Below are 25173 nucleotides of genomic sequence, written 5' to 3' on the forward strand. Positions count from 1 at the left end.
GCCGGTCAGCCGGCGGCTACGGCGGTCAGTTCGTCCAGGACCAGGGTGCCGGTGTAGCGGGCGTCAGGGTTGATCTCGTTGAAGAAGATGCGGCGCAGGCTCACCGGGTACGCCATGGTGTCCGGCAGGTCGTACGTGATCTGCTGCCACCCGGGTTCGGTGATGAAGGCGGGTTCGATCGTGTGCAGGGTGCCGTTGCGGTCGACGACCTCCAGGCGGGTCCGCTGGTCGTGGCCTTCGGACTTCACCCACAGCTTGAACGCCGTCGGCCGGCCGGCCACCGGGAGGAGGTTGGCGGACGGCCAGATGCCGACGCCGCGCGTCGCGGTGCTCTGGGTGAAGTCGTAGTCCAGCTTCAGCCCGTTCCCGACGTGGCCGTCAGGGGTGGAGGAGGCGGTGCCGGTGGCGCGCAGGCTCCAGAAGTCCCAGTTCGAGGTGTCGTCGAAGGTGTCCACGACGTCCTGGGACGTCCCGACGCCGACGACCAGCTCGGTCCGCACGCCGCCGGCGGACACCGTGACGACGTGCTCGCCCTCGGCGGCCCGCGCGGTGACGGTGAACGCGCCGGTGCCGGCCGCGGTCACGTCCAGCGCCGCCTTGTCGTAGGTGAGGTGGACGTCGGCGGGGTCGATGGGGGCCGCGTACCCGGCGGAGTCCGAGCCGTTGACCTCGAAGGTTCCCTGGGCGCCCTTGTCCAGCAGGTTGATGCGGCGGGTGTCGGTCTCCAGGCGGGCCAACCGGCCCAGCACGGTGAGGTCGATGTCTCCGGCGGCCTTGCCGTGCTCGGCCGTCACGGTCGTCTCACCGGACGACAGCGCGCGGAAGACGCCGTCGCGGTCGACCCGCCCGATCCGGCTGTTCTTGACCCGCCACTGCGGCTTGATCTTGCGCGGCACGCCGGCGGGACCGTACGTCTCGTCGTACGCGGCGGCCGTCAGCCGGCGGGTCAGTCCGGGGAAGACCCGCTCGGTACGCCACGACGCGGCGGCCTCAGGCCCGGGGAACCGGTCGCGTTCCGTCGCCGTGCTCACCCAGAAGCCCTTGGCCTTGCCGCTGCCCTTGGGCAGGAACATGGCCAGCCCGGTCGGCACGGGACGGGTGCCCGCCGCGTCGGACGGCCGGTTGACGAGGTCGGCCTGCTTCTGACCGGGTTCGCGCACGACGAGCGTCGTCGAGCCGCCGCCGTCGAGGTTGAGCGCGCTGTGGGCGCCCAGATCGACCATCATCTCGGCCAGCTCGTTCAGCCCGATGCCGCGGGAGAACTCGGGCTGCCGGCCGTCCACTGCGACCAGCCACATCTTGGTCCCGTCGGCGGAGAATCCGACGGCGGTCCTGGGCTCCGGCGTGTTGTTCTCGGGCGGAAGTTCGAGCGGCTTGCCGTCCGCGACGATGAGCTGACGTCCGCTCACGGCCGCCTTGACCTTCATGTCGCCGGGAGCCCGTAGGGCATAGTCCACGGAGACCGGGTCGCCGACCCGCAGCGAGGACAGCGCGTCGGCACCGGCCTCGCGTCCCACCAGCACGAACGCGCCTTCGGCGATCGCGCCCTCGCGGGGAACGTCCACCACCTCGGCCACGACGCCGTCGCGCACGACCACCTCGATGGTCCGCGCGACGCCCCTGACCGGATGGCAGCGGCAGTACGTGCCCCAGACCGGGGTGAACATCCCGATCTGGTCCTTGAGCAGCTCGGCCTTGTTGAGCGCGTCCAGCGGGACGGTCCTGCCGGGCAGCTTGACGGTGCCCTCGAAGACGATCTCGCCGATGGCGCCGACCTGGTCCTCGGAGAACATCACCGCGGTCTGGTTCGTCTGGGTCGCCTTGGTGTTGGGCAGCGGCGACTGCAGCAGCTCGCCGTCCTGGACGGCCACGCCCCAAGGCGCGCCGGAGGCGGCGATGTCGAAGTAGTCGGCGTTCGTCGCCGCGATGGCGCCCGCTTCGCGCGCCATGTCGAGCAGCGGCCGCCGCGCGGCGACCTGGCCGGGGAACAGCCGCCCGATCTGCACGCCGGCCTTGAGGTCGACGGACATCTGGTACGTCTGCAGCCAGCCGGGCTCCCCGGTGGCGCCGTCGGGCCCGTACAGCTCGACCGTGCTCAGCTCGACACCGGGAGCGACCGGCCGGGTCTCGCGGTAGGTCTCGGTGCGGCCGTCGAGGACGCCCACGACGGCGGGCGCGGCGGCGGGCGCCGGCGTCCCCGCGTACGCCGGCCCGGTCAGGACCAGGGCGAGAGCCGCCGATAACAGGGCAGAGGGGACTTTCCATCGCATCAAACCGTGACGGGACATGACCATCCTCCTCAAACAGCGATACCGGTCGCGCGCCGGAGCATGTACGCGGTCACCGGCGCGAACTCGGCGGGCGTGAAGTTGTCCTCGATCGGCAGGACGTGCTCGTGCCGTCCCCTGGCGCGCGCCAGGAACAGGGCGATGTCGTTGGCGTCGGCGATCGACAGCGTGTGCAGGCCGGCCGCGATCGCCGCGCCCGCCATGCCGTGGTCGGCGATGACGAGATCGATCCGCACGCCGCCGGCGGCCACCGCGGCGATCATGGCCTCCATGTGGTCGGGCCGGTGGGTGTGCAGGATCGCCTCGTCGTGGAAGGCGCACGCGACCCCGCCGAAGAAGCGGATCCCCGTCTCGCCGGCGGCGTGGGCCCCGACGGCACGTTCGAGCCGGTGGTCGTCGAGGACGCGGACGATCTGGTTGCCCGCGTTCCGTAGCGCGCGCGCCAGGTCGGCGTAGTGGTCGAGCAGCCCGGTCGGGTGCCCGGTCGCCAGCAGCACCGTGCCGCCGCCGTCCCGCAGGAAGGGGGCGAGGGCGTCGGCGTGCGCCCTGATGCCGGCCAGCGTGTGCTCGGGCGCGATGTACCCGAGCTCGGGGTCGCCGTCCGTGATGCGGTCGCCGATGCCGGCCTCGACGACGGTCACGACCTCGTCGATGGACGCGGTACGCCAGTCCTCCAGGCCGAAGGTGTTGTCAGGGTCTCCTTCGAGCATCTTGTGCGCGTACGCCAGTGACTGCCGGCGGACGGTCCTGATGCCACCGGACAGGCTCCGCTCGACGAGCAGGTCGCGCAGGTCCGCCGCTTCGTGTGCGATGCCCATGCGGTCAGCTCGCCGCGACCGCTACGACGGGCCGGGCGGCGGCTGCCGGTGGGCGCCACGCGCCCTCGACCCTGGGGAACGCCCGCGCCGCTCCCTCGCCGATGCTCAGCCGGACGTTCGCCCCCGGCGACCAGCCGCTCTGGGCGGAGTGCACGATCACCACCGAGCCGCCGGCCTCGACGTAGGTGCGGACGACCGGGCCGAGGAACTGCACGTCGCGGACGACGCCGCGCAGCACCCCCGCACCGGGGGCGTCCTCCTCACTGAGCGACACGTCCTCAGGGCGTACGGACACATCGACGGGCGAGCCGGGCGAGACGGAGGACGACGTGCTCGCGGGCGTCGCGCGGAGCACCGCTCCGGCGACGTTCACCTCCCACGACTCGTCCGACCCGCCGGCGTACTCCCCCGCCAGCCAGTTCGTGATGCCGACGAAGTCGGCGACGTACCCGTTGGACGGGGCCAGGTAGATCTCGTGCCCGCTGCCGAGCTGTTCGAGCGAGCCGTCCTTCATGACGGCGATCCGGTCGCCCAGGGCCAGCGCCTCCTCCTGGTCGTGGGTGACGTAGACGATCGTCGTCCCGGTGTCGCGCTGGATCTCGCGCAGTTGGGTGCGCAGCTGGATGCGGGTCTTCGCGTCGAGGTTGGACAGCGGCTCGTCCATGAGCAGCACCGACGGCCGGATCGCCAGCGACCGGGCGACGGCGACGCGCTGCTGCTGCCCGCCCGAGAGCTCGTTCGGCCGCCGGCCGCCGAGTCCCGTGAGGCCGACCAGGTCGAGCGCCTCCTCGGTACGCCGGGCCCGCTCGTCCTTGGCCAGTTTCTGCGCCTTCAGCCCGAACTCGATGTTCTCCGCGACGGTGAGGTGCGGGAAGATCGCGTAGTCCTGGAACACCATGGACGTCGGCCGCGCGTCGGGGCCGTACCCTGACACGTCCACGCCGTCGATGAGCACGCTCCCGCTGTCCGGCTGGATGAACCCGGCGATCATCCGCAACGTGGTGCTCTTGCCGCACCCGCTGGAGCCGAGGAGGCAGAGGAACTCGCCGCGGCCGACGACGAGGTCGAGGTCGCGTACGGCCGGCACCCCGTCGAACGACTTGCACAACGACTTCAGTTCGATCATGGAATCTCCATCAGCAGGTGTCACAGGTCGTAGAGCCGCAGCCGGGAGCCGAGGGCGAGCTTCGCGACGGCGAGCCCGGCGAAGCTGACCACCATCAGGCCGGCCGCGACGCCGGTCGCGGCGCCCCACTGACCGAACTCGGCGAGGTTGACGATGGTGGGCGCGCCCAGGCCGATGCCCGGCGAGGTCAGGAAGATCACGGCACTCAGCGTGTTGATCGCGTGGAGGAACCCGAACACGAGCGACGTGGTGAACGCGCCGCCCAGCAGGGGGAACATGATCTGGACGATGACCCGGGCGCGCGAGGCGCCGAGGTCGGCGGCTGCCTCGTCGATCGACGGGCTGATCTGGTTGATGGTGGTCACCGCGGTGCGGTAGCCGACCGGGATGGCCCGCACGACCATGACCAGCACCAGGATGAGCGCGGTGCCGGTCAGGGCGATCGGCGGCTCGTTGAACGTGAGCAGCCACGAGATGCCGATCATCGTCCCGGGGATCGCCGACGGCAGCACCGCGAGCCCGTCCAGCACGCCCCGGCCGAAGACCCGCGTGCGGTGCACGACGTACGCGGCGACCAGCGTGCTGATCGTCGTGATGATCGCCGCCGTGGCGGAGAACAGCGCGGAGTTGCGGATGTCGTCACCGCGCAGGAGTGCCGTCTGCCAGTGGTCCAGTGTGAAGCTCCAGTCCGCGCCCCACGCCCGGGTGAACGAGCCGACCAGGATGCTCCCGTAGATGAGGATCATCAGGACGCTGACCAGGCCGAGGACGGTGAGGAGCCCGCGCCGCACCGCCGCGGGCAGCGGCGCGGGCGGCAGGCTCCCCGTCTTCCCCGACACGGTGATGGCGGAGCGCCGCGCGAGGACGCGGCGCTGGATCAGGAAGAGGATCAGCGTCGGTACGAACAGCAGCACGCACAGCACCGCCGCCATCCCGAAGTCCTGCCGGCCCACCGCCTGCACGTACGCCTCGACCGAGAGCACCTGGTACCCGGCACCGATGAGGACGGGGTTGCCGAAGTCGGTGATGACGAACATGCCGACGAGCAGCAGCGCGTTCAGGATCGTGGGGAACGCCAGCGGCAGCGTGACCCGGCGGAAGGTCTGGAACCACGTCCAGCCGAGATCCCGGCTGGCCCACTCCAGGGTGGAGCCGATGTTCTTCAGCGTCGGCAGCAGGGTCAGCGTGGCCATGGGGAAGAAGGCGAGCGTCTGGACGAGCCAGAGCCCGCCGAGGCCGAGGAGGCTGATGTCCAGGCCGAGCAGCTCGTGCGTGACCAGACCGCGCCGCCCGAACAGCAGCAGCACCGCCAGGCCGACGACGAACGGCGGCGAGATCAGCGGGAGCAGGGCCATCACCCGCAGCACGGCCCGGCCCCTGATGTCGGGCCGGCTGAGGGCGTAGGCGAACAGGAAGCCGACCACGGTGGCGCTCAGCGTCGAGGCCACGCCGATGACGACGGTGTTCTTCGCGGCCGTCGCCACACGCGGCTCGGCGAGCCTGCTCCAGGCCTCGCCGTCGGGCTCGAACAGCATGGCGACCGTCGGCACGAGGACGAGCAGGAGGAGCAGGCCGGCGACGTAGGCGACGAGCGTGCCCACCGTGATCCGATCGGCCAGCAGGCGTCTGCGGCTGCGCCGCTGCCAGTCCGGCCGGGACCCGGGGGCCCGCTCGGTCCGCTCTTCCGGTACGACGGTCTGCTGGGTCGTCGAGGGCACGGGCATCAGACCCCGTACCGCTTGGCGAACTCCTTGGACACCGCGTCGCGCATCTCGCCCGCGCGCACCGGGTCGTAGTCCACCAGGTCGAGCTCGGCGAGACCCTGCGCGCCGTCGGGCAGGTCCACGTCGCTGCGCACGGGGTAGGAGTGGACGAGGTCGACGATCATCTGGGACGCCTTCTCACCCTGGAGCCACTGGACGAACTTCTCGCCGCCCTGAGGGTTCGGCGACCCCTGGACGAGCGCGTTGCCGGAGATGACGACGCCGGTCGGCTTGGGGTAGACGAGCTCGATGGGGAACCCGGCCCCGCGCACGTTGAGCAGGTCATGAGCGAAGGAGACGCCTGCGGCATACTCGCCGGTGGCGACCAGCTGCGACGGCGCTCCCCCGCTGTCGGTGTACTGGCCGATCAGCTTGTGGAACTCGTCGAGGAACTTCCACGCACTCGCCTCGTCGCCGTTGCGGAAGATCTGCGTCGCCACGAACGTGTACCCGGTGCCGGACAGCGTCGGGTTCGGCATGACGAGCTGGCCCTTCAGGTCGGGGCGCAGCAGCTCGTCCCACGTCGTCGGGAGCGGGGCGCCGCCGGTCTCCTCCTTCCACCGGTCGGCGTTGACGCCGACGGTCATCAGGATGAGCTCGTTGGCGTGCCAGTAGCCCTCGGGGTCGACGAACCGCTTGTCGATGCCCTCGACCGTGGGCTTGAACGACCGGATCAGCTTCTCCTCGGCGAGCGGTCCGGCGTCCCCGCTGGCCAGGCCGATCACGTCGGCCGCGGGGCGGCCGGCCTCGGCCTTCAGCCGCGCCAGGAGCTCGCCGGCGCTCTGCCGCAGCACCTCGACCTCGATGCCCGACTCGGCCTTGAACGCCTCGGCCAGCCGCCGGGCGGGTTCCTCGGGCATCGGCGTGTACCAGGTCACCGTGCCGCCGGACGCGGATGCGGCGTCGTCGCCGCCGTCGGATCCGCAGGCCGACCCGAGCATGAGGAGTGCGAGAGAGAGCGCGCCTGCGGCGACTCGTAACAGGGACTTGTGCATGTGTGACCGCCTTCGGATCGATGCGCCCGCAGGAAGGGACGCAAGGTCACGATGCACAAAATGGTGTTATCGGTGACGCGAGATGTCAATATCTCTTGTAGACCAATTGACGGGTCGTCATTCCAAAGACGTCGCCTTGTGGGTCACTCCGCGAGGGTGTCCGAGGTCCTCCTCCAGGGTCGACGTGAGGTCCAGCTCCGATGTGATCATGTAGCGGTCGCCGCGGAACAACGTCTGGGTGAACTCGATCGGAACGCCGTCGGACGTGCGGGTCGCGGTCCTGAAGAGGAACGCGGGAGAGTACGGCGGCGCGTCCAGCACGGCCGACTCCTCCTGGCTGAGCACCGTCGGCTCGATGGTCTGCGTGCCCGCCGCCACCTTCAGGCCGTAGCGGTCGGAGAGCAACTCGTAGAGGGACTTCTCCTCCAGCTCCTCGGCGGGCAGGCCGGGCACCAGCGCGTCGGGGAGCGTCGTGGTGGCGAGCGCGATCGGGTCGCCGTCGGCCAGCCGCAGCCGGCGAATCGTCACGATCATGTCGGACGGCGCGATCTGCAGCCGCCAGCTCATGCGGACGCCGGCGTCGGAGCGCTCCACGCCGACGACGCGGGTGGAGGGCGTGATGCCGCGCCGGCGCAGCCCCATCGAGAACGACGACGCCGTCGGCGACTGGGTGATCGTGGGCCGCGCGACGTAGGTGCCGCTGCCCTGCTTGCGGATGAGATGACCGTCCCTGACCAGGTCGTCGACGGCGCGCCGCACCGTGAGCCGGGAGACGCCGCAGTCCTCTTCGAGCACTCGCTCGGGCGGGATCGGATCTCCCACGTTGAGGTCTTCGAGCAGGCTCATGATCCGCTCGCGGACCATGTTGTGCTTGCGCCCGCGACGAGCGTCCGCGTCGCTCACGTCCACCCCCTCCAACCCCTTCAAGGCGACACCCGCACTTCTCCCGCATGTTACGCCACAGCCATGGATTGGTATTGACGACTTGTATACCAACTCTTACAGTCACCGAAGAATCATGACCTTCCGGTGAACCAGGGCGGGGCGCGACGACGCCACCGCCACTCCTCCGTCCCACGGCTGGCCGCGACCGTCAGGCCGGGTCCGATCATCGTCGCATCAGGGCCGACGCATGACCACCCTGCCCAGACCCGCGCCTTCCCCCGACCGGCCTCAACCCTGAACAGCATCGTTCCGACAAGGGAGCACCGATGGGCAACCACATGGTCAATCGACGTCATCTCTTCGGGCTCGCGGGCGCCGGCGGCGCCGCCCTCGCGGTCCCCGGCCTGTTAGCGACGCCGGCGCACGCCGCCGCCCCGCAGCCGCCCGCCGCGTGGCCCACCGAGTTCGTCGAGGTGACGCCCAGCGTCGAGGGCGACATCGCCTGGTACGACGTCTCGCACTGGGGCGTCGAGGGCAAGGGCTGGTCCGACACGGCGGCCTACTACGACCGGCTCCCGGCCAAGGCCGAAGGCGTCGTGACCCCCGAGGTCTGGGTGCGCAGCCGCAACTCCTCGGGGCTTCTGACCCGGTTCGTCACCGACTCGACCATCTTCCGGGCCCGCTACCGGCTCAGCCTTGCCACCGTCGCGATGTACCACATGCCGGCCATCGGCCACAGCGGCGTGGACCTGTACGCGCGCACCCCCGCAGGACAAGACGCCTGGCTCGCCAACACGCACCCGGCGGCGCAGAACGTCGACCAGCAGATGGGCATCGCGGTCGACCCAGGAGAGCGCCTCTACACCGCCTACCTGCCGCTGTACAACAGCCCGCAGCGGCTGGAGATCGGCGTCCAGGCCGGCGCCAAGTTCCTCGGGGCCGCACCGCGCACCACCCCGCCCGCCGTCTTCTACGGCAGCTCGATCATGCAGGGCGGCGTGGCGTCCAGGCCCGGCATGTCCATCACCGCGCTTCTGGGCCGCCGCTTCGACGTCCCCACCGTCAACCTGGGCTTCTCCGGCAACGCGCGGATGGAGCCCGAGATCGCCGAGCTGCTCACCGAGCTCGACGCGTCCGTCTACGTGGTCGACAGCTCCCCCAACATGAACCCGCAGCAGATCGCGGAACGCGCCGAGCCCTTCGTCCGCATCCTGCGCGCGGCCCGCCCTGACACGCCCATCGTGCTCGTCGAGGACCGCCGGTACGGGGACGGCCAGTTCGTCGAGTTCCGCCGCACCCGCAACGCCCAGAACGCGGCCGCCCTGCGCACGGCCTACACGAACCTGCGCCGCTCCGGCGTCAGAGGTCTCTCCTACCTCTCGGCCGACAAGCTCCCCGGACCTGAGGAGCTGGTGGACGGCTCGCACCCGAGCGACCTCGGCATGGCGACGTACGCCGACGCGTACGAGAAGGTCCTGCGCCCGATCCTGAAGAGACGAGGCCACTGACCGCCGCTCTGCACTGCCCCGGGGCTCGCGGCACGTCCCGGGGCACGGCCCGGATTGGAGCACATGATGGACGTGATCATCACAGGCGGCGGGCCCACCGGCCTGATGCATCGCTCGGACGGCCTGGACCAGTACCAGGTGTAGAGGTTCTCCGCCGACGTGTACTCCTCGTCCAGCATTCACGTCGTCGAAAAGCTCTGGGCCAGTGCGTGGTGCCTGCACCGGCCAGCCGATCCCGCGGCCGAGGACTGGGTCGCCACCCACGCCTTGGCCCTCCTGGTCGCAGGCGGGAACGCCGAGGGCAATACCCGCTGCGGCGATGAGAGTGGGGCGATGGTGCGGACGAGCCGCGAACAGGGGAACCGACCCGCATGCGGCACCGTCTCGTAACGCATCGCGGGGTTCGGTCAAGTACAAGGTGTAAGCACCCTTGGACGAAGGGAACCCAGCTCTTGCGGCTCGACCAGGAGGGACCGGCGGACCCATTAGCTCGGACGCAGGGTTTCGAAGCCTTCTACCTGCGACACTGCCAGCGAGCACCGCCGGAAAACCGTTTGATCTTGCCTTCGCGTTTCCGTACGTTTCTTACGGCCCGTTGTCGTGAGGACAGAGGACGCACCGCGTGACCCCGCCTGCTCTTTAACCTGACACTTTTCTTCGCTCACCTTCAAGCCGACCCTCCCGTCGGCTCTGCCGGGCTGCCCGTGCGCGCCCGGTCATACGGCGTTCGAGGCCGCGCGCAATCGGCCTTGTGTCAGGTCTAGAGAGATCATGTCTTCACAACCTCATACTGTGCTGCCCTGGATCGTTCGTCGGGTCAGGCTGCCTCTGCTGTCCTTGCGGTGCGTGGACTGCCGGTCGGAGTCGGCCACCACCGGCGAGGGCAGGTTCCGTGTCAACGCCAACCGCAAACTGCTGGACGTGTGGCTGCTGGTCCGCTGCGTGTCCTGCGACCGGACGAGCAAGCTCACCGTGCACGAGCGAATGCCGGTCAGGTCCTTCGATCCGGTCGAGCTCGAGGGCTACTACGCCAACGACCCGAAGCTGGTGGCGGCCAGGCTGCTGGATCCGCTGCTGGCCCGCCGCAACCGCTTCACCCTGGATTGGACAGGGGCCTGGCGGCTGGACACCCCGTCGGCGTGGCTCGACGGGCCGTGGCCGTTCCAAGCGCAGGTCGTGTTCGAGGACCCGGTGCCAGTGCGCCCGGACAACCTCATCGCGCAGGGGCTCGGCCTCAGCAGGAACGAGGTGCTGCGCAGGGTCAAGTGCGACCTTCCGCTGCGCCGTCCAACGACTGCCGGATTCACCTTCACCGTGATGGCCTGGGACTACCGGGAAGGCAGCCGCGGCGCGTGACCGGACCTTCCGGCTCGTCCCCGCCCGCCGCTCATCGGATAAGTCCGTCGCGTACGGCTTGCGTTCACTCACCCGGTATCTCAGCACGGCCACGCCCACCAGGTGGGCATGCCGATACGGACGCACTTGGTCGTTGCGTCCGAGGTGGGGTGGTGAAACGTCGGGTCGAGGTGGCGACGAGGAGTCCGAGTGCGGCGTAGGCTGCGCCGAGCAGGCTGGCGGCCGGCCATCCCATGGCGCTGTAGGCCCAGGTGGTGGTGATCGCACCGAGCGCGGAGCCGAGGGAGTAGAAGGCCATGTAGGCGCCGATGACGCTGCTGCTCTGGTCGGGGCGGGCTGTGGTGAGCAGGTGCTGGCTGCTGACGTGAACGGCTTGCACGGCGAAGTCCAGGACGATGACGCCGACGATCAACAGCCACAGCGATGACCGAGCTTGAGCGATCAGCAGCCATGAGGCTGCGAGCAGGGCCAGCGACCAGCCGGTGACCGAGGGCGCCAGGCCCCGGTCGGCCCATCGGCCGGCCCGGGCCGCGCTCAGCGCCCCGGTGAGACCGGCGAGTCCGAACAATCCGATCTCGGTAGTGCCGAAGTGCCACGGCTCGTCGCCGAGCGGGAGCGCCAGTCCGCTCCACAGCGTGCCGAAGGAGGCGAACAGGAAGAACGCGACCAGTCCCCGGCTGAGGAAGAGCCGGTCGCCGACGACCAGACGACCCAGCGATGACAGCAGCTGCCCGTACCGGGCTCGGGGGCGGCGGATGTCGGCCTCAAGGGTGAATCGGGCGGCGAGCGCGAGCATCGCGCAAAGCCCGGCGATGACGAGGTAGACCGTGCGCCAGTCGGTCAGCTCGCCCAGTGTGCCCGCGACCACCCGTACTCCGAGTATCCCGATGACCACGCCCGAGGTGACCGCTCCGATGTTGCGGCCGCGCTCGCCGGCCGGTGAGACGGTGGCGACGTAGGCCACCGTGATCTGGACGACCACGGCGAACAGTCCGGCCAGGGCCAGGCCCGCGATCGCGATGCCACCGCTGGGCGCGGCGGAGGCCACCCCCGCACCTGCTGCTGTGAGCAGCAGGTGCACCGTGATGAGTCTGCGGCGGTCGAACAGGTCACCGAGCGGGACCAGCAGCACCAGCCCTGCGAGATAGCCGATCTGGCCGGCGGCGACCAGCCACCCCAGTGCTCCTTCCCCCAGCCCGAGGTCCTCGCCCGCGGCCTCGAGGACCGGCTGGATGCCGTAGATGGTCGACACCGCCGCCGCGCACACCAGCGCGAGCACGGTCCGCTGCCTTCCGGCCAATCCTGACGGCACGTCACCCTCCAATAGGTTTCGAAATGCAACCTATCCAAGGTAAGGGCATAATGGTTGCAGATTGAAACTCATCACGGAGGAGTCAGTGGACGTCACGCTCGCCGCAGGAGGCGCTTGGACCGACCCGGCCTGCCCGGTCGCGCGGACCGTCGACCTGATAGGCGACCGGTGGAGCCTGCTGATCATCCGCGACGCGATGGACGGGGCGACGACCTACACCGAGTTCCATCAGCGACTGGGGATCGCCCGCAACATCCTCGCCGACCGGCTCCGCAAACTCGTCGAGCACGGCATCCTCGACAAGAGCGCCGCCGCCTACGGCAGGCGGCACACATACCGGCTCACCGAAGCGGGGCAGGACCTCTTCACGGCCGTCGTCGCCCTGCGTCAATGGGGCGAGCGCCACGCCTTCGCCCCGGACGAGCCACACTCCGTTCTCGTCGACGACCGAGGGCGGGAGCTTCCCGAACTCCACCCGCTCGACCAAGACGGCGCGCCGCTCTCCGCCGAGGCGTCGCACGTCCGGAAAACCGCCTGAGCCCGGCCGCGCCAGAACCCGTCCCATCGGGCTCTGCAATCGACCGCGACCGAGGACACGGCCATCACCGACAGCGACGATCACTTGCCGGGAACGACTCGGTGGTTCCGCGCGTTCGGGCGCGTCGCAAGGGTGGTGATGAAGGTGGCGATCTCGACGGGGTTCTCTTCGGCCATGAAGTGACCGGATGCGGTCGGCTGGTAGGTCAGGTCCGGCGCCCAGGCCCGCCACAGCGATGCGGCGTCGAAGCCGAGCCGGGAGCCCCAGTCCTGAGAGATGACGCCGACCGGCATCGCGAGCTGCGCACCACGCTCACGGTCGGCTCGATCCATCTCGAGATCGATGCTCGCGGTGGCCCGGTAGTCGGCCACGATGGAGTCGACCGCGGCGACCGAGCTGTCGATGTAGTGGGCGCGCTCCTCATGGGTGAAAGTCGTGCCGCTGGGGTCCCAGGCGTCCAGGAAGGAGCCGAAGAACTCCGGAGCGACCGCGCGGATCATCTTCTCGGGAAGCCCGACAGGCTGAGCCATCAGGTACAGGTGCCAGGCGACCTTGGCGTCGACTCCCCGGAGAACGGCCCAGGTGTCGAGGGTGGGCAGGACGTCGAGGATTCCCAGGTAGTCCACGACGGCGGGGTGGTCCAAGCCTGCGCGGACGGCGACCAGCGCACCGCGGTCGTGCCCGACGAGCCCGAAGTGGTCCACGCCGAGGGCGGACGCGACCGTCACGATGTCCTGAGCCATCGTGCGCTTGGAGTACGTGGCGGGGTCACTCCCGTCCGGCTTGTCGCTGTCGCCGTATCCGCGCAGGTCAGGGACGATGACCCGGTGGTCGTCGGCGAGCCGCGCCGCGACGTGGCGCCACATGTAGTGGGTCTGCGGGAACCCGTGCAGGAGGACCACGGCCGGCCCGCTCCCGCCGACGGCGACGTTGAGGTTGACGCCGTCGGCGCCGGGGATGGTCCGGTAGTCGAAACCGCTGATCGTCAGTCGGGTGGTCATGCGTTCTCCTTCGCGTCAGGCGCGGCGGTCTCATGGGCGGTGAGGGCTGGGCGGCCGGAGAAGATCCCGGCGGGCAGGGGGGCACGCCCGGACGATGCCTTCAGGGCTGGGATGACGACGGTGTCGACGAGTGCGGACAGGTACTCCTCGTCGACCGCGAGGCCGTTGACCCGTCGCAGCAGGAGGGCGGCACCGACCACCTCCTCGAAGGCGAAAGGGTCCGCGCCGTCGGGCAGCTCGCCGCGTGCGATCGCGGTGTCGATGACCCGTCGCGGCAACCGAGCACCTGTTGGGCCGACGGCGTTCTCGATGGCCTCGCACAGGCCCGGGTCCTCCAGACCCGCCTGCAGAAGCAGCATCGCGGTCTGACTGTCCGCGGCGCGCATGGTCTGGTCCAGCCGCCGGCACAGGCTCAGCACGTCCCCGCGCAGGGTGCCCGTGTCGATCGGCTCACCGGCCTCGCGCTCCGCGGGCCCTGCCTTGACCGCGGCGATCACCATCTCCCGCTTGGACCCCCACCGTCGGTACAGGCTCGCCTTGGATGTCTGGCACCGCCGGGCGACCTCCTCGAAGGACACCCCCTGGTAACCGGACTCCCCCAGCACCTCCAGGACGACAGCGGTGATCCGCTGATCCAGAGCCGCGTCACGGGGACGGCCGCGCGCCGCCCCCTCACCATTATCTCGATACGTCACGTACCGTATCGTAATACATGTACGGCGGATGACTGCGCGTTCGGTGATACCGAAGGCACGGACAGGCTTGTCAGGCCGTGGCGTGACCTTCGGCGAAGGCCGTGGCGAAGGCGTCGTCGCCGAGTGCGGCTCGTGCCGTGGCCGTGATGCGGTCGACGTCCCCGTGCTCCTCGGGTGGCAGGGGTGCGCCCGCGGACCGGCGCAGGGCGGCGGCTTCGCCGAGGAGTCGTGCCGCTTCCGCATGGGCGCCCGTCAGGGCCGCCGTGCCGGCCAAGCCTTCCAGGGCGAGCGCGATCGCCCTGGGGTCGCCGGTGTCCTGTGCGACGGCGAGGGCCTCCCGGTGGAGTTCCTCCGCCGCGGCGGCGTCTCCTCTCTGCTCGGCGGTGAAGCCGAGCTCGGCCAGCCCGAGCGCGATGCCCGGCGCGTACCGCACCTCGCGTTCCCAGGCGAGGACGTCGCGCATGTGGGCCTCGGCGTCGTCGAGGCGGCCCGCTCGGCGGGCGGTGAGGGCCAGGCCGGTGCGGGCGAAGGTCTCGCCTGTGCGGTAACCGTGCTCGGCGGCGAGGGCCCTGGCTCGCTCGTGGCACCGGTCGGACGCGGCGTGGTCGCCGGCCAGCAGGGCGATCCGGCCGAGCCCGGACTGGAGCAGCGAGACCTGCAGCCACAGCCCGAGTTCCTCGGCCAGCCGGAGTCCGGTGCGGCCGAGATCGGCGGACCTGCGATGGTCGCCCTTGATCTCCGCGAGCCTGCCGAGCAGGTCGATGGCCCGTACCTGCCCCCACCGGTCCCCCAGCTCCTCGAATATCGCCAGGCTCTCGTTCCCGGCTCGTTCGAGCGTGCCGAGGTCGCTGCGGACGAGCGCGTGGTTGGCCACGGTGGCCAGGGCCGCGGCGGTGCCCCAGCGGTCGCCGAGCCGCTGGAGCACGGGGAGCGCCCGGTTGACCAGGTCCTGGCTGAGTGCCAGGTCGCCGGCTCCGAGCAGCACGTCGCTGAGGAACCACTCCGCTCTGGCGCGTTCGCCGGGGTCGGCGATGGTCTCCGCAGGCGTACGGAAGTCCGTCGTACGCTCGCCCAGCAGATCCAGCCCGGTCTGCCAGGCCTCGGCCCGTGCTCTCGTCGCGGCGGGGGCCGCCCCCCGGATGGCCAGCGCCATCGTGAACGCGCGCCGGCCCTCACCGATCCTCCCGCGCAGGAACCAGTACCAGGCCAGCGCGTTGACCAGGCGCAGTGCGAGGCCGGCGTCCTGCCGCCGGACGGCCTCCTCCAGCGCCGCGCGCAGGTTGCCGTGTTCCGCGTCCAGGCGCCGAAGCCAGCGCCGCTGGTCAGGGCCATGCAGCCGCGGCTCCGCGCGCTCGGCCAGTTCGGTGTGGAAGATCAGGTGCCGGAGGCGGATCCGTTCGGTCTCACCGGCCTCCTCCAGACGGTCCAGCGCGTAGGCCGCGACCGATTCCAGCAGCCGGTAGCGGCTGCTGCCCGCTCCACCGGCCCTGACCACCATCGAACGGTCGACGAGGCGGGCCAGCAGGTCGAGGACGTCCTCCGGCGCCACGTCGCCGCCGTCCGCGCAGATCACCTCGGCCGCCTCCAGCGCGCAGCCCTCCGTGTGTACGGCGAGGCGCCGCAGGACAAGGCGTTCCGGCTCGGACAGCAGCTCCCAGCTCCAGTCGATCATCGCGCGCAGGGTCCGCTGCCGCGCCGGGGCGCCGCGGTGCCCGGAGGAGAGCAGCCGGAACCGGTCGTCGAGCCGTTCGGCCAGGTCGTGGACGTCCAGTGCGCGCAGGCGGGTGGCCGCCAGCTCCAGGGCCAGCGGGACGCCGTCCAGCCGGCGGCAGATCGCCGCGACCACCCGGGCGTTGGTGTGGTCGATCACGAACCCGGGAACGGCGGCCGCCGCGCGCGCCTCGAACAACCGGACGGCGCTGAACCTGCGGAGGGTCGCCACCCCGGTCTCGGCCGGGGAGAGGGGCGCCTCCAGCGGCGGGACCGGCCAGACGGACTCCCCGGCGAGCCCCAGGGGCTCCTGACTGGTGGCGAGGATCCGCACCTCCGGCGCGGCCCGCAGCAGCCGCTCGCTCAACGCGGCGACCTCGTCGATCACGTGCTCGCAGTTGTCCAGGACGAGCAGCGTCCGGCGGGTACGCAGCGCGTCGGCGAGCCGTTCCGCCGGATCCGAGGGAGCGCCGGAACGCGGCATGCCGGGGGCGGTGTCGTCGCGGATGTCGAGCACGGCGATGACCTTCTCCACGAGCCGATCGGTCCTGGGCGCCCCGGCCGTCCTGTCGAGGCCGGCCAGCTCGACGAGCCACACGCCGTCAGGGTGATCCCCGGCGACGCCAGCGGCGGTCTCCAAAGCCATCCGCGTCTTGCCGACACCGCCCGGGCCGGTGAGCGTGACCAGCCTGGCCGACTTCAGCAGCGCCTGGACCTGGGCCAGCGCCTCCTCACGCCCGACCAGCTCGCTGATCTGCGCGGGCAGGTTCGTCCGCGGCGCCGCCTCTGGCGCGGTGGCCAGGGCAGGGTCCTGCTCGAGGATCCGGCGGTGAAGTCCGGCGATCTCCGGCCCTGGGTCCAGGCCCAGTTCCTCACGCAGCCGCGTCAGCAGGTCGGCGTAGGTCTCCAGGGCGTCGCTCTGCCGGCCGGTGCCGTACAGGGCGCGCATGTACGCGGCGCGGAGGCGTTCGCGCAGCGGATGGCGTTCGACCAGGTCGCCCAGTTCGCCCGCCAGGGCGCCCAGCTCACCGATCTCCAGGCGCGCCTCCGCCCGTTCCTCCAGGGCGGTGAGCCGCTGCTCTTCCAGGAGCGCCATCGGCAGCCGCGCGAACTCCTCGTCGGCGAAGTCGGCGTAGGCCGGCCCGCGCCACAGCTCCAGCGCCTCGGTCAGCAGGCCCGCCCGTGACCGCGGGCTGGGCGCCTCGCGCGCCCGCGCCAGCAGCCCGGTGAACCGCATCGCGTCGACGGCCTCCGCATCGATCCCAAGCCGGTACCCCACGGTCTCCTCGAAGGACACCAGGTTCCTGGCGCCCGGCTCGGCCTCGTCCAGGGCGCGGCGCAGCTGCGAGACCTTGACCTGGAGTGCCCCGGACGGATTGCGCGGCGGCGCGTCACCCCACAGGTCGTCGATCAGCCGGTCCACCGGCACCGGCCGCCCCTCATGCCCGAGGAGCACGGCCAGCAGCGCGCGGACCTTCGCCCCGCGCACCACCACCGGGGCGCCGTCCGCCGTCCATACCCCCAGCGGCCCGAGCACCCCGAATCGCATGTCGTCACACTATCTGGCGCTTTCCCCGGCCCCGCTTACCGCGGCCCGCCGCCGGCGAGAAGCGCGCGGTAAGAGCCGGAAAAGCGCCGGTCGCCATGCTCGTCCCACCGAGCCGCACAGGAAGTTTCGAAGGGAGAGAGCGATGACCGCGACCGCACCGCTGAACGTCGCCATCATCACCGGCAGCATCCGGGACCGCCGGTTCGGTCCCACGGTGGCCGAATGGTTCGCCGGGGAGGCCCGCCGGCACCCCGCCCTCCGTCTCGACATCATCGACCTCGCCGATGTCGCCCTGCCCGCCGTACTCGCCGCTGACGACACGGGGCCTTCCGAGGCGCCAGAACCGGTACGGAAGCTCGGAGCACGGCTGGACCGGGCCGACGCGTTCGTGATCGTCACGCCGGAGTACAACCGCAGCTTCCCCGCCTCGCTCAAGACGGCCATCGACTGGTACGTCGACGAATGGCAGGCCAAACCGGTCGGCTTCGTCTCCTACGGCGGAGCCTCCGGAGGTCTGCGCGCCGTCGAGCACCTCAGGCAGGTCTTCGCCGAGCTCCACGCCGTCACCGTCCGCAACACGGTGAGCTTCCACTCCTGCCGGGACAAGTTCGACGACCACGGCCGCCCGATCGACGAGGTCGGCTGCCGCGCGGCGGCGGAGAGCCTGATCGACCAGCTGACCTGGTGGGCCCGCACCCTTCGTGACGCCCGTGCGGAACGCCCCTACGTGGCGTGACAGAAGCCTTGCCCCGAACCTTCTGAGGAGATCGCGATGCCATCGCCACAAAGAATGACCACCAGCGCCAGGTCGCGCTGGATCCTCGCTCTGCTGGCCTTCTCCAGCCTGATCACGTCGCTCGACTTCACCATCGTGTACGTGGCGCTGCCCGACATCGCCCGCGAGGTCGGGCTGTCCGGTCACGCCGTCCAATGGGTGGTCAGCGCCTACGCCATCTTCTTCGGCGGCTTCCTGCTGCTGGGCGGCCGCTCGTCCGACCTGCTCGGCCGCCGCCGCATGTTCGTCCTGGGCATGCTCCTGTTCGGCGGTGCCTCGCTCCTGGGTGGCCTGGCGACCTCACCCGCGACACTGATCGCGGCGCGGGCGCTCCAGGGAATCGGCGGCGCCTTCCTGTTCCCGGCCACGCTCTCGCTGGTCACCACCAGGTTCACCGAAGGCCGCGAGCGCGTACGCGCCCTGGCCGTGTGGGCCATGGCAGGCGCTGGCGGGCTGAGCCTGGGCGCCCTGCTCGGCGGTGTGCTGACCCACGCGTTCGGCTGGGAGGCGGTGTTCCTGGTGAACGTGCCGCTGGTCGTGGCGGGCACCGTGGGCGCGTTCGCCCTGCTCGACGTGGACGGCCCGCGCCAACGGGGACGCGGCTTCGACATCCCGGGCGCCCTGACCGGAACGGCCGGGCTGACCCTGCTCGTCTTCGCCATCGCCCAGGGCCCGGAGATCGGCTGGAACACGACCTCCGTCCTCGCCTCCGCCGTCCTCGCCGTGGCGCTGCTGACCGCGTTCGTCGTCATCGAGGCCCGCACCAGGCACCCGCTGATGCCGCTGCGGCTGTTCGCCAACCCCAACGTCCGCGCCGGCCTGCTGGTGATCCTCACCTTCGGCATCACCATGCAGAACCTGGTCTACTTCCTCACCCTGTACGTCCAGGACGTGCTCGGCTACTCGGCACTGCAGGCAGGGCTGGTCTTCCTGGGCCTCTCCGTGGTGATCGGCATCGCCAACTTCGTCGCGGAACGACTGATCAACCGCATCGGCGCCCGAGCCACCTTGATCATCGCCCTGCTGCTCGGCTCCGCCGGCGGCGCGCTGATGGCCGCGGGCATGCGCGCCGACGGCTCGTACTGGACGATCCTCGCCGGCCTGATCGTGTACGGCATGGGCATGGGAACGATCTACCCGACCATGTTCGGCGTCTCGGGCACCGGCGTGGCCGACAACGACCAGGGCGCCGCAGGGGGCATGGCCAACACCGCCCTCCAGGTCGGCACCGGCGTGGGCCTGGCCATCCTGGTCAGCGTCTCCGCCTCCGGGCTCACCGGGCTGACCGGCGAGGCGCTGCGCGCCGCCACCTCCGACGGCCTGCGCGACGCGGTCTACCTCGCGGCCGCACTCACCCTCGCAGGCATCCTCGCCGCCCTGACCATCACCCGCCGCACCACCCCGGCCACCCCGTCACCGACCTTGGCCGAACCACCGAACGCACCCCACGCTTCGACACGAAGGGCGTCATCATGACGACGACCAGGAACCCGACCGCCGCGACCAGCCAGGTCACCGTACTGGGGCTCGGTGAGATGGGGTCGGCGATCGCCAGGACCTTCGTCGACCGCGGCCATCGCACGACGGTCTGGAACCGGACCGCGAGCAGGAGCACCCCGTTGGTGGAGAGCGGCGCCACGGCCGCCGCCACGGCCGCCGAGGCGGTGGCGGCGAGCCCGCTGGTCATCGTCTGCCTGCTCGACAACACGGCGGTCGAGGAGGTGCTGGCGTCCGTGGGGCCGGCGGTCGCGGGCAAGGTGCTGGTGAACGTGACCAGTGGCTCCGCAGGCCAGGCCCGGGCGAACGAGCGCTGGGCGCGTGAACACGGCGCCGAGTACATCGACGGCAAGATCATGGGGGATCCGCCCTACGTGGGAACCCCCAACGTCATGCTCCTCTTCAGCGGTTCCCGCCCCACCTTCGACGCTCACGAGCCGACGCTGCGGGAACTGGGCGGCATCGCCTACCACGGTGAGGACGCCGGCCTGGCAGCCGTGGAGTTCATGGCCCAGGTCGCGGTGGGCTACGAACTGCTCATCGGCTATCTGCACGTGCTCCGCCTGGTCCAGGCGGAAGGGGTCGACGTGGTGGAGTTCACCGAGCGCGTCGCCGGTTCTGTGGCCATGTACCCGTCGTTGCTGACCTCGATGGGCAAGGCCGTCAAGAGCGGCGAGTACGCACCGGATCTCGGTCCGCTCAACGTCCAGGCGGCGCTGATGGACGACCTGATCAACCACCGCGAATCCCTCGGCGTGGAAGCCGTCCGGATGAAGGAGGTCAAGGAACTGATGGACCGCAGGATCGCCGGCGGCCACGGCGACCAAGGCTTCTCCAGCCTGTTCGAGCTGCTGGGCCGGCCCAGCCGAGCCTAGACCGCGTACCCATCACACGTGGGCGTAGCTCTGGCGTGGCGGGTCTGTGGATCGCCAGACTCGCCGGGTTCGAGCTACGCCCAAGCACGATGCTGGACCCGGTTTGGTGGACACCTCCTCTGGGGATCCCTGGTTTCCGAATAAAGAAGTCTGCTGTGCGGAACAACCATCCACCAGAGTGTGACGGTCCGTCCGGGTGGGTGACGGCCGAGGTCACGGTCCAGACAGCGAGAAGGCCGGCCCCTGACCTGCTGCGATGTGGTGGGCGATACTGGCCCTCCCCTTTGGGGGACTGTGGAGAGACCGGCAGTCTCGGACACCCGCCGCGATGATCAGCGTGAAATGCTCACTGACCCGATCCGGCTTCAGCTCTGAGCCGTCTTCCCAGGTGAAGGCTTCTGCGAGCGAAGGACTGAGGTCAGGGTCGCGTGTCCGAGTGGAGGGCTCGGGCGCACAGGGTGAGCGTTTCCGCGAGTGTCGTGCGGTCCGGGTCGTCGATCTCGGCGAGCATGACGGCTTCGATGCTGTCGAGGGAGCGGTCGCATCGCCGGAGGGTGCTCAGGCCCTTCGGGGTGAGGCGGGTGCGCAGAGCGCGGCCGCCGTCGGGATGCGGGTCGCGGCGGATCAGGCCGCGTTGTTCGAGATCGCGGATGACCAGGTTCATCGCCTGCGGGGTGACGAAGGCGATGCGGGCCAGGTCGGCCGAGGACGGGGCGTCGCGCAGGCGCAGCTCGCTGAGCGCCATGTATCCGGTGGTCGTCATGCCGTGCCGGGCGAGCGCATCGTCCAGGCAGGCGCGGATGCGGCGTTCCAGCCGGAACACGAGGTAGCTCACACGGGGCGGCGGCGCGTCCGCGGGGACACCCGGATCGGTCACCAGGAGACGATATCGCGCCCCTGTCAGTACGGGCCCCGATGTAAGTTTCTCACCCCGTTATCAAGGTCCTTGATAGCAAGTTACTTGATAACCATGGGAAACGGCTCTGCGCCAGGTGAACCGGCGGGGACGCCCAGCGGGCGTGCATTGACGGTGGATCGTGGCCCTTCTATTTTCCAGCGAACCGACGTCATTACGCGGCGGACCGATCCGCGGCGCGCCGCGGACATGGAGAGGAGGAGCGCGAATGAGACGCTTGACCACGGTGCTGGCTGGTGCCTGCGCCACGGCGCTCTTTGCCGTCATGACCGTGGTACTCGGATCGCCGGCCGTCGCCGCCACCCTGGTGGAGGTGACCAGTTTCGGCAGCAACCCGGGCAACATGCGGATGCACGTCTATGTGCCGGACTCGCGCCCGGCCTCGCCGGCGATCGTGGTGGCGATGCACGGCTGCGGCGGGTCCGGTCCCGGCTTCTACCAGGGCAGTGAGTTCGCCTCGCTGGCGGATCGATACGGCTTCGTCGTCATCTACCCGACCGCCACCCAGTCGGCGGGGTTCGGCAACTGCTTCGACACCTGGTCGGACGCGGCCAAGCGGCGCGGCGGCGGCAGCGACCCGGTCTCGATCCTCTCGATGATCGACTATGTCGAGCGGACCCACCAGGGAGACCCTAACCGGGTCTACGCCACGGGAAGCTCGTCCGGCGGCATGATGACCCAGCACATGCTCGCCGTCTACCCGGACGTGTTCAAGGCAGGGGCCTCCTTCATGGGCGTGCCCTTCAACTGCTTCGCCGGCGCCTCCGACTACCCGCCGGGAAGCAGCAGGTGCACCGGCGGGAGCATGGACCGAACCCCCCAGCAGTGGGGTGACGCGGTCCGCCAGGCGTACCCGGGATATACCGGCCCCCGCCCGCGCATGCAGCTGTGGCACGGCACCAGCGACACCCTCGTGCCCTACTCGCTGCTGCGGGAGTCGATCGAGCAGTGGACCAACGTGTTCGGGCTGAGCCAGACCCCGACCAGCACCGACGCCCCTCAGGCAAACTGGAACCGCAGCCGGTACGCCGATCCGTCCGGCACCGTGCAGGTGGAGGCGTACAGCATCCAGGGCGCCGGGCACGCTCTACCGCAGAGCGGCATGGCCCGCTACGCCGTCGAGTTCTTCGGCTTGACCACCAGCCAGACCGACACCACGCCGCCGACCACGCCAGGCACCCCGGTCGCGTCCAACGTGACCGCCTCCAGCGCCACGCTGACCTGGACCGCGTCCACCGACCAGGGCGGCTCCGGCCTGGCCGGCTACAACGTCTACCGGGAGCAGGGCGCCACCGACCCGCAGCTCGGCCAGTCCGCCACCACGTCGATCACCCTGACCGGGCTGAGCGCCAGCACCCAGTACCAGGTGTACGTACGGGCGCGCGACGGCGCGGGCAACCTGTCGGGCAACTCCGCGACGGTCACCTTCACCACGGCCGCCACCGGAGGCGACACCACGCCGCCGACCGCCCCGGCCGGGCTCACCGCCTCGGGCACCACCACGACCGGCACCAGCCTGACCTGGACGGCCTCCACCGACGACACCGGTGTGACCGGCTATGAGATCCTGCGCGCTCCCGGCGCGTCGGGCGGCACGTTCGCCCAGGCCGGCACCTCGGCCACGACCTCGTTCACCGACACGGGCCTGACCGCGGGCACCACCTACCGCTACCAGGTCCGGGCGCGCGATGCCGCCGGCAACGTCTCACCGGTCTCCAACACCGTCCAGATCACCACGCAGGGAGGCACGACGGGTGCCTGCTCGGCCACCCCGACCGTGCAGTCCCAGTGGGGGAACGGGTATGTGATCCAGCCGCTGACCATCACCAACACCAGCACCTCGACGATCAACGGCTGGACGGTCACCTTCACCCTGCCGGCCGGGCACACCCTGACCGGCTCGTGGAACGGCACCGTCACCACCAGCGGCCAGACCGTCACGGTCAGAAGTGTCAGCCACAACGGCACGCTCGCGCCGGGAGCCGGCACCACCAGCTTCGGCTTCCAAGCGAGCAGGCCCAACGGCGACACCGCCCTGCCGTCCGGCTACACCTGCGCCTGACCGTCAGCGCGCTTCCCTGATCACGGCTCCGTCAGGTGGGACCGGGCCGTGATCAAGGGATCCGCGCCGGCGGCGGCGGAAGCACCGCACGACCTCTCAGAACGCGCCGAACCGGCCGCATCAGGAGATCTCGACGTAGTCCAGTTCGGCCGCGAACAGTCCGTCGTCGTGCTGGAATCGCAGCGTGTTCCATTTGTGGTCCAGCTTCAGCCTGACCGGCGCGTCCGACCAGGACGTCCAGGTGTCACTACCCGGATAATGCAGGACGACCTTGTACGAGCCATTCACCGTCAGATACTGACGCGCGTTGCCATCGGCGGCGCTGTACCGCACGTTCACCGTATAGGTGTCGGCCCTGGGCGCGTACACCTTGATTTCGACCCAGCTGTCCGGGTGGTTCAAATAGCCCATAGAAGCGTTGTTCGACGCGCCGTCGATATTGTAAAGGCGCCTGGCATTGTGGTAAGTGCCGTCCTCGGCCTCGTAACGGACCGGCCTCTCTGATACGACGGCCAGGACGATCAGGGTGGTCACCACGACGGCCGGCACGGCCGCGATCAGCAGGATCGTACGAGGTCGCGGGCCACGGGCGTGGGCGGGCTCCGGTGTCCCCGAGATGGACGCGTCGTCGTCGGCGGGCCGGCTTCGCAGTTGCGCGCGCAACCCCAGCATCGAGACGACCAGCCCGGCCGCGCCCGTGAACATCCCGATCACGCTGGCCCGTCGATTCAGCCCCTCCAGCACATCCCCTGGCAGACGGAGCGGGTCGACGAGGAACCAGACCAGAAGCGAGACCACCAGCACCACGATCGCGGTGTTCCGCACCGCCCGCCATACCCACGTACCTGGCGCTCGCTTCTGCCCTCTCGCCGCATTCGACATGGCTCCAGGGTGGCACCTTGATCGCCTCAGACGAAGGCCGGTACGGGAATTATGACGATCTCGGAATCTTCGTCGTTCGTGAGGCGTTTCCCGCCGTGCGCCGTCAGTATTGATCTGACTTTCGGTGGATTGGCGTGCAACGGATATGCGCGAGGAAGGGAGGAGCCGATGCTGACCGAATCCCTGGTGGCGTTGGCCGCCAGCGGTGGGGCGGCTCTGGTGGGAGCCATGGCCACCGATGCCTGGCAGGCGACCCGCAGCGGTGTGGCCCGGCTGTTCAGCCGCCAGGGGCCCGAGCGTCAGGCCGCCGTCGAAGCTCAGCTCGACGGCAACGTCGTCCTGGTGGAGCGGGCCGGCGATCCCGGCCAGGCGCGGCAGACGCTGGTGCCGGTCTGGGAGATGGCGCTGGCCCAGTTGCTGGAGGAGCACCCCGAGGTCGAGGCCGAGCTGCGAGAGCTCGTCGCGCGCGTACGTGAGGCTCTGCCCGACGCGCAGCGGGTGCAGCACCAGTACAACATCGCCCGCGACAACTCCCGGCAGTTCTCCGTGATAGACGGCGACATCAACTACTACGCCTCCCCCGCGCAGCCGGACCGCGGCGCCGACAGCCCCATGTGACCGG

20 protein-coding genes are annotated in these 25173 nt (G+C 70.3%); 8 read left to right on the forward strand and 12 right to left on the reverse strand.

What is annotated here, in order from left to right:
- Positions 1-5: 5 nt before the first annotated feature.
- The 6 genes from ACIBF7_RS20380 to ACIBF7_RS20405 all read right to left on the reverse strand — a co-directional run bounded on the left by ACIBF7_RS20380 (position 6) and on the right by ACIBF7_RS20405 (position 7893).
- Positions 6-2288, reverse strand: a complete 2283-nt coding sequence (locus tag ACIBF7_RS20380) for a phosphodiester glycosidase family protein (protein ID WP_397197831.1) — start codon at positions 2286-2288, stop codon at positions 6-8.
- An 11-nt stretch (positions 2289-2299) separates the two neighbouring features.
- The gene (locus ACIBF7_RS20385) at positions 2300-3106 is read right to left on the reverse strand and encodes a phosphatase (protein WP_271276863.1); all 807 of its coding nucleotides are present in this window, start codon (positions 3104-3106) and stop codon (positions 2300-2302) included.
- A gap of 4 nt (positions 3107-3110) precedes the next feature.
- Positions 3111-4232: an ABC transporter ATP-binding protein gene (locus ACIBF7_RS20390; protein ID WP_271276864.1), complete on the reverse strand. Its 1122-nt coding sequence runs from the start codon at positions 4230-4232 to the stop codon at positions 3111-3113.
- Positions 4233-4252: 20 nt separating this feature from the next.
- On the reverse strand, positions 4253-5956 hold the full coding sequence (locus ACIBF7_RS20395; RefSeq protein WP_271276865.1) for an iron ABC transporter permease: 1704 nt from the start codon (positions 5954-5956) through the stop codon (positions 4253-4255).
- Positions 5956-6990, reverse strand: coding sequence for an ABC transporter substrate-binding protein (locus ACIBF7_RS20400; protein ID WP_271276866.1), 1035 nt, complete (start codon positions 6988-6990; stop codon positions 5956-5958). The genes ACIBF7_RS20395 and ACIBF7_RS20400 overlap by 1 nt, the downstream gene beginning before the upstream one ends.
- A 117-nt stretch (positions 6991-7107) precedes the next feature.
- Entirely contained in the window at positions 7108-7893 is a 786-nt protein-coding gene (locus tag ACIBF7_RS20405) for a GntR family transcriptional regulator (RefSeq protein WP_271276867.1), read from the reverse strand.
- 308 nt (positions 7894-8201) lie between these two features.
- On the opposite strand from ACIBF7_RS20405, the gene ACIBF7_RS20410 reads away from it, so the two are divergent.
- Both ACIBF7_RS20410 and ACIBF7_RS20415 read left to right on the forward strand, forming a co-directional pair.
- Positions 8202-9383, forward strand: coding sequence for an SGNH/GDSL hydrolase family protein (locus ACIBF7_RS20410; protein WP_219550459.1), 1182 nt, complete (start codon positions 8202-8204; stop codon positions 9381-9383).
- 846 nt (positions 9384-10229) lie between these two features.
- The gene (locus ACIBF7_RS20415) at positions 10230-10739 is read left to right on the forward strand and encodes a DUF1062 domain-containing protein (RefSeq protein ID WP_261808704.1); all 510 of its coding nucleotides are present in this window, start codon (positions 10230-10232) and stop codon (positions 10737-10739) included.
- 64 nt (positions 10740-10803) lie between these two features.
- On the opposite strand, the gene ACIBF7_RS20420 is transcribed toward ACIBF7_RS20415, so the two are convergent.
- Complete coding sequence (locus ACIBF7_RS20420; protein ID WP_397197832.1) at positions 10804-12051, reverse strand: MFS transporter; 1248 nt, start codon at positions 12049-12051, stop codon at positions 10804-10806.
- Positions 12052-12112: 61 nt separating this feature from the next.
- Here ACIBF7_RS20420 and ACIBF7_RS20425 point away from each other — a divergent pair, with 61 nt between their 5' ends.
- Positions 12113-12589, forward strand: coding sequence for a helix-turn-helix domain-containing protein (locus tag ACIBF7_RS20425; protein ID WP_261808705.1), 477 nt, complete (start codon positions 12113-12115; stop codon positions 12587-12589).
- An 80-nt stretch (positions 12590-12669) separates the two neighbouring features.
- On the opposite strand, the gene ACIBF7_RS20430 is transcribed toward ACIBF7_RS20425, so the two are convergent.
- From ACIBF7_RS20430 to ACIBF7_RS20440, 3 genes are all read right to left on the reverse strand, one after another.
- Entirely contained in the window at positions 12670-13590 is a 921-nt protein-coding gene (locus ACIBF7_RS20430) for an alpha/beta hydrolase (RefSeq protein WP_397197833.1), read from the reverse strand.
- Positions 13587-14285, reverse strand: a complete 699-nt coding sequence (locus tag ACIBF7_RS20435) for a TetR/AcrR family transcriptional regulator (protein WP_219550467.1) — start codon at positions 14283-14285, stop codon at positions 13587-13589. The genes ACIBF7_RS20430 and ACIBF7_RS20435 overlap by 4 nt, the downstream gene beginning before the upstream one ends.
- Before the next feature lie 70 nt (positions 14286-14355).
- Positions 14356-17544, reverse strand: a complete 3189-nt coding sequence (locus ACIBF7_RS20440; protein ID WP_397197834.1) for a BTAD domain-containing putative transcriptional regulator — start codon at positions 17542-17544, stop codon at positions 14356-14358.
- Between the two features lie 142 nt (positions 17545-17686).
- Here ACIBF7_RS20440 and ACIBF7_RS20445 point away from each other — a divergent pair, with 142 nt between their 5' ends.
- The 3 genes from ACIBF7_RS20445 to ACIBF7_RS20455 are packed head-to-tail and all read left to right on the forward strand — an operon-like array spanning position 17687 to position 20691.
- Complete coding sequence (locus tag ACIBF7_RS20445; RefSeq protein WP_271276872.1) at positions 17687-18280, forward strand: NADPH-dependent FMN reductase; 594 nt, start codon at positions 17687-17689, stop codon at positions 18278-18280.
- Positions 18281-18316: 36 nt separating this feature from the next.
- Positions 18317-19795: an MFS transporter gene (locus ACIBF7_RS20450; protein ID WP_397197835.1), complete on the forward strand. Its 1479-nt coding sequence runs from the start codon at positions 18317-18319 to the stop codon at positions 19793-19795.
- Positions 19792-20691 (forward strand): NAD(P)-dependent oxidoreductase, encoded by a 900-nt coding sequence (locus ACIBF7_RS20455; protein ID WP_397197836.1) that lies wholly within the window; start codon positions 19792-19794, stop codon positions 20689-20691. The genes ACIBF7_RS20450 and ACIBF7_RS20455 overlap by 4 nt, the downstream gene beginning before the upstream one ends.
- Positions 20692-21109: 418 nt before the next feature.
- On the opposite strand, the gene ACIBF7_RS20460 is transcribed toward ACIBF7_RS20455, so the two are convergent.
- Positions 21110-21568, reverse strand: a complete 459-nt coding sequence (locus ACIBF7_RS20460; RefSeq protein ID WP_261808707.1) for a MarR family winged helix-turn-helix transcriptional regulator — start codon at positions 21566-21568, stop codon at positions 21110-21112.
- 247 nt (positions 21569-21815) lie between these two features.
- Between ACIBF7_RS20460 and ACIBF7_RS20465 the strand changes: the two genes are divergently transcribed.
- Positions 21816-23669: a PHB depolymerase family esterase gene (locus ACIBF7_RS20465; protein ID WP_397197837.1), complete on the forward strand. Its 1854-nt coding sequence runs from the start codon at positions 21816-21818 to the stop codon at positions 23667-23669.
- Between the two features lie 120 nt (positions 23670-23789).
- Here ACIBF7_RS20465 and ACIBF7_RS20470 read toward each other — a convergent pair whose 3' ends face one another.
- Complete coding sequence (locus ACIBF7_RS20470; RefSeq protein WP_271276876.1) at positions 23790-24476, reverse strand: CBM35 domain-containing protein; 687 nt, start codon at positions 24474-24476, stop codon at positions 23790-23792.
- A gap of 243 nt (positions 24477-24719) precedes the next feature.
- Between ACIBF7_RS20470 and ACIBF7_RS20475 the strand changes: the two genes are divergently transcribed.
- Positions 24720-25169: a hypothetical protein gene (locus ACIBF7_RS20475; RefSeq protein WP_271276877.1), complete on the forward strand. Its 450-nt coding sequence runs from the start codon at positions 24720-24722 to the stop codon at positions 25167-25169.
- The last annotated feature ends 4 nt before the right edge of the window (positions 25170-25173 follow it).

The organism is Nonomuraea sp. NPDC050478 (genome assembly GCF_044458265.1).
Classification (GTDB): domain Bacteria; phylum Actinomycetota; class Actinomycetes; order Streptosporangiales; family Streptosporangiaceae; genus Nonomuraea; species Nonomuraea ferruginea.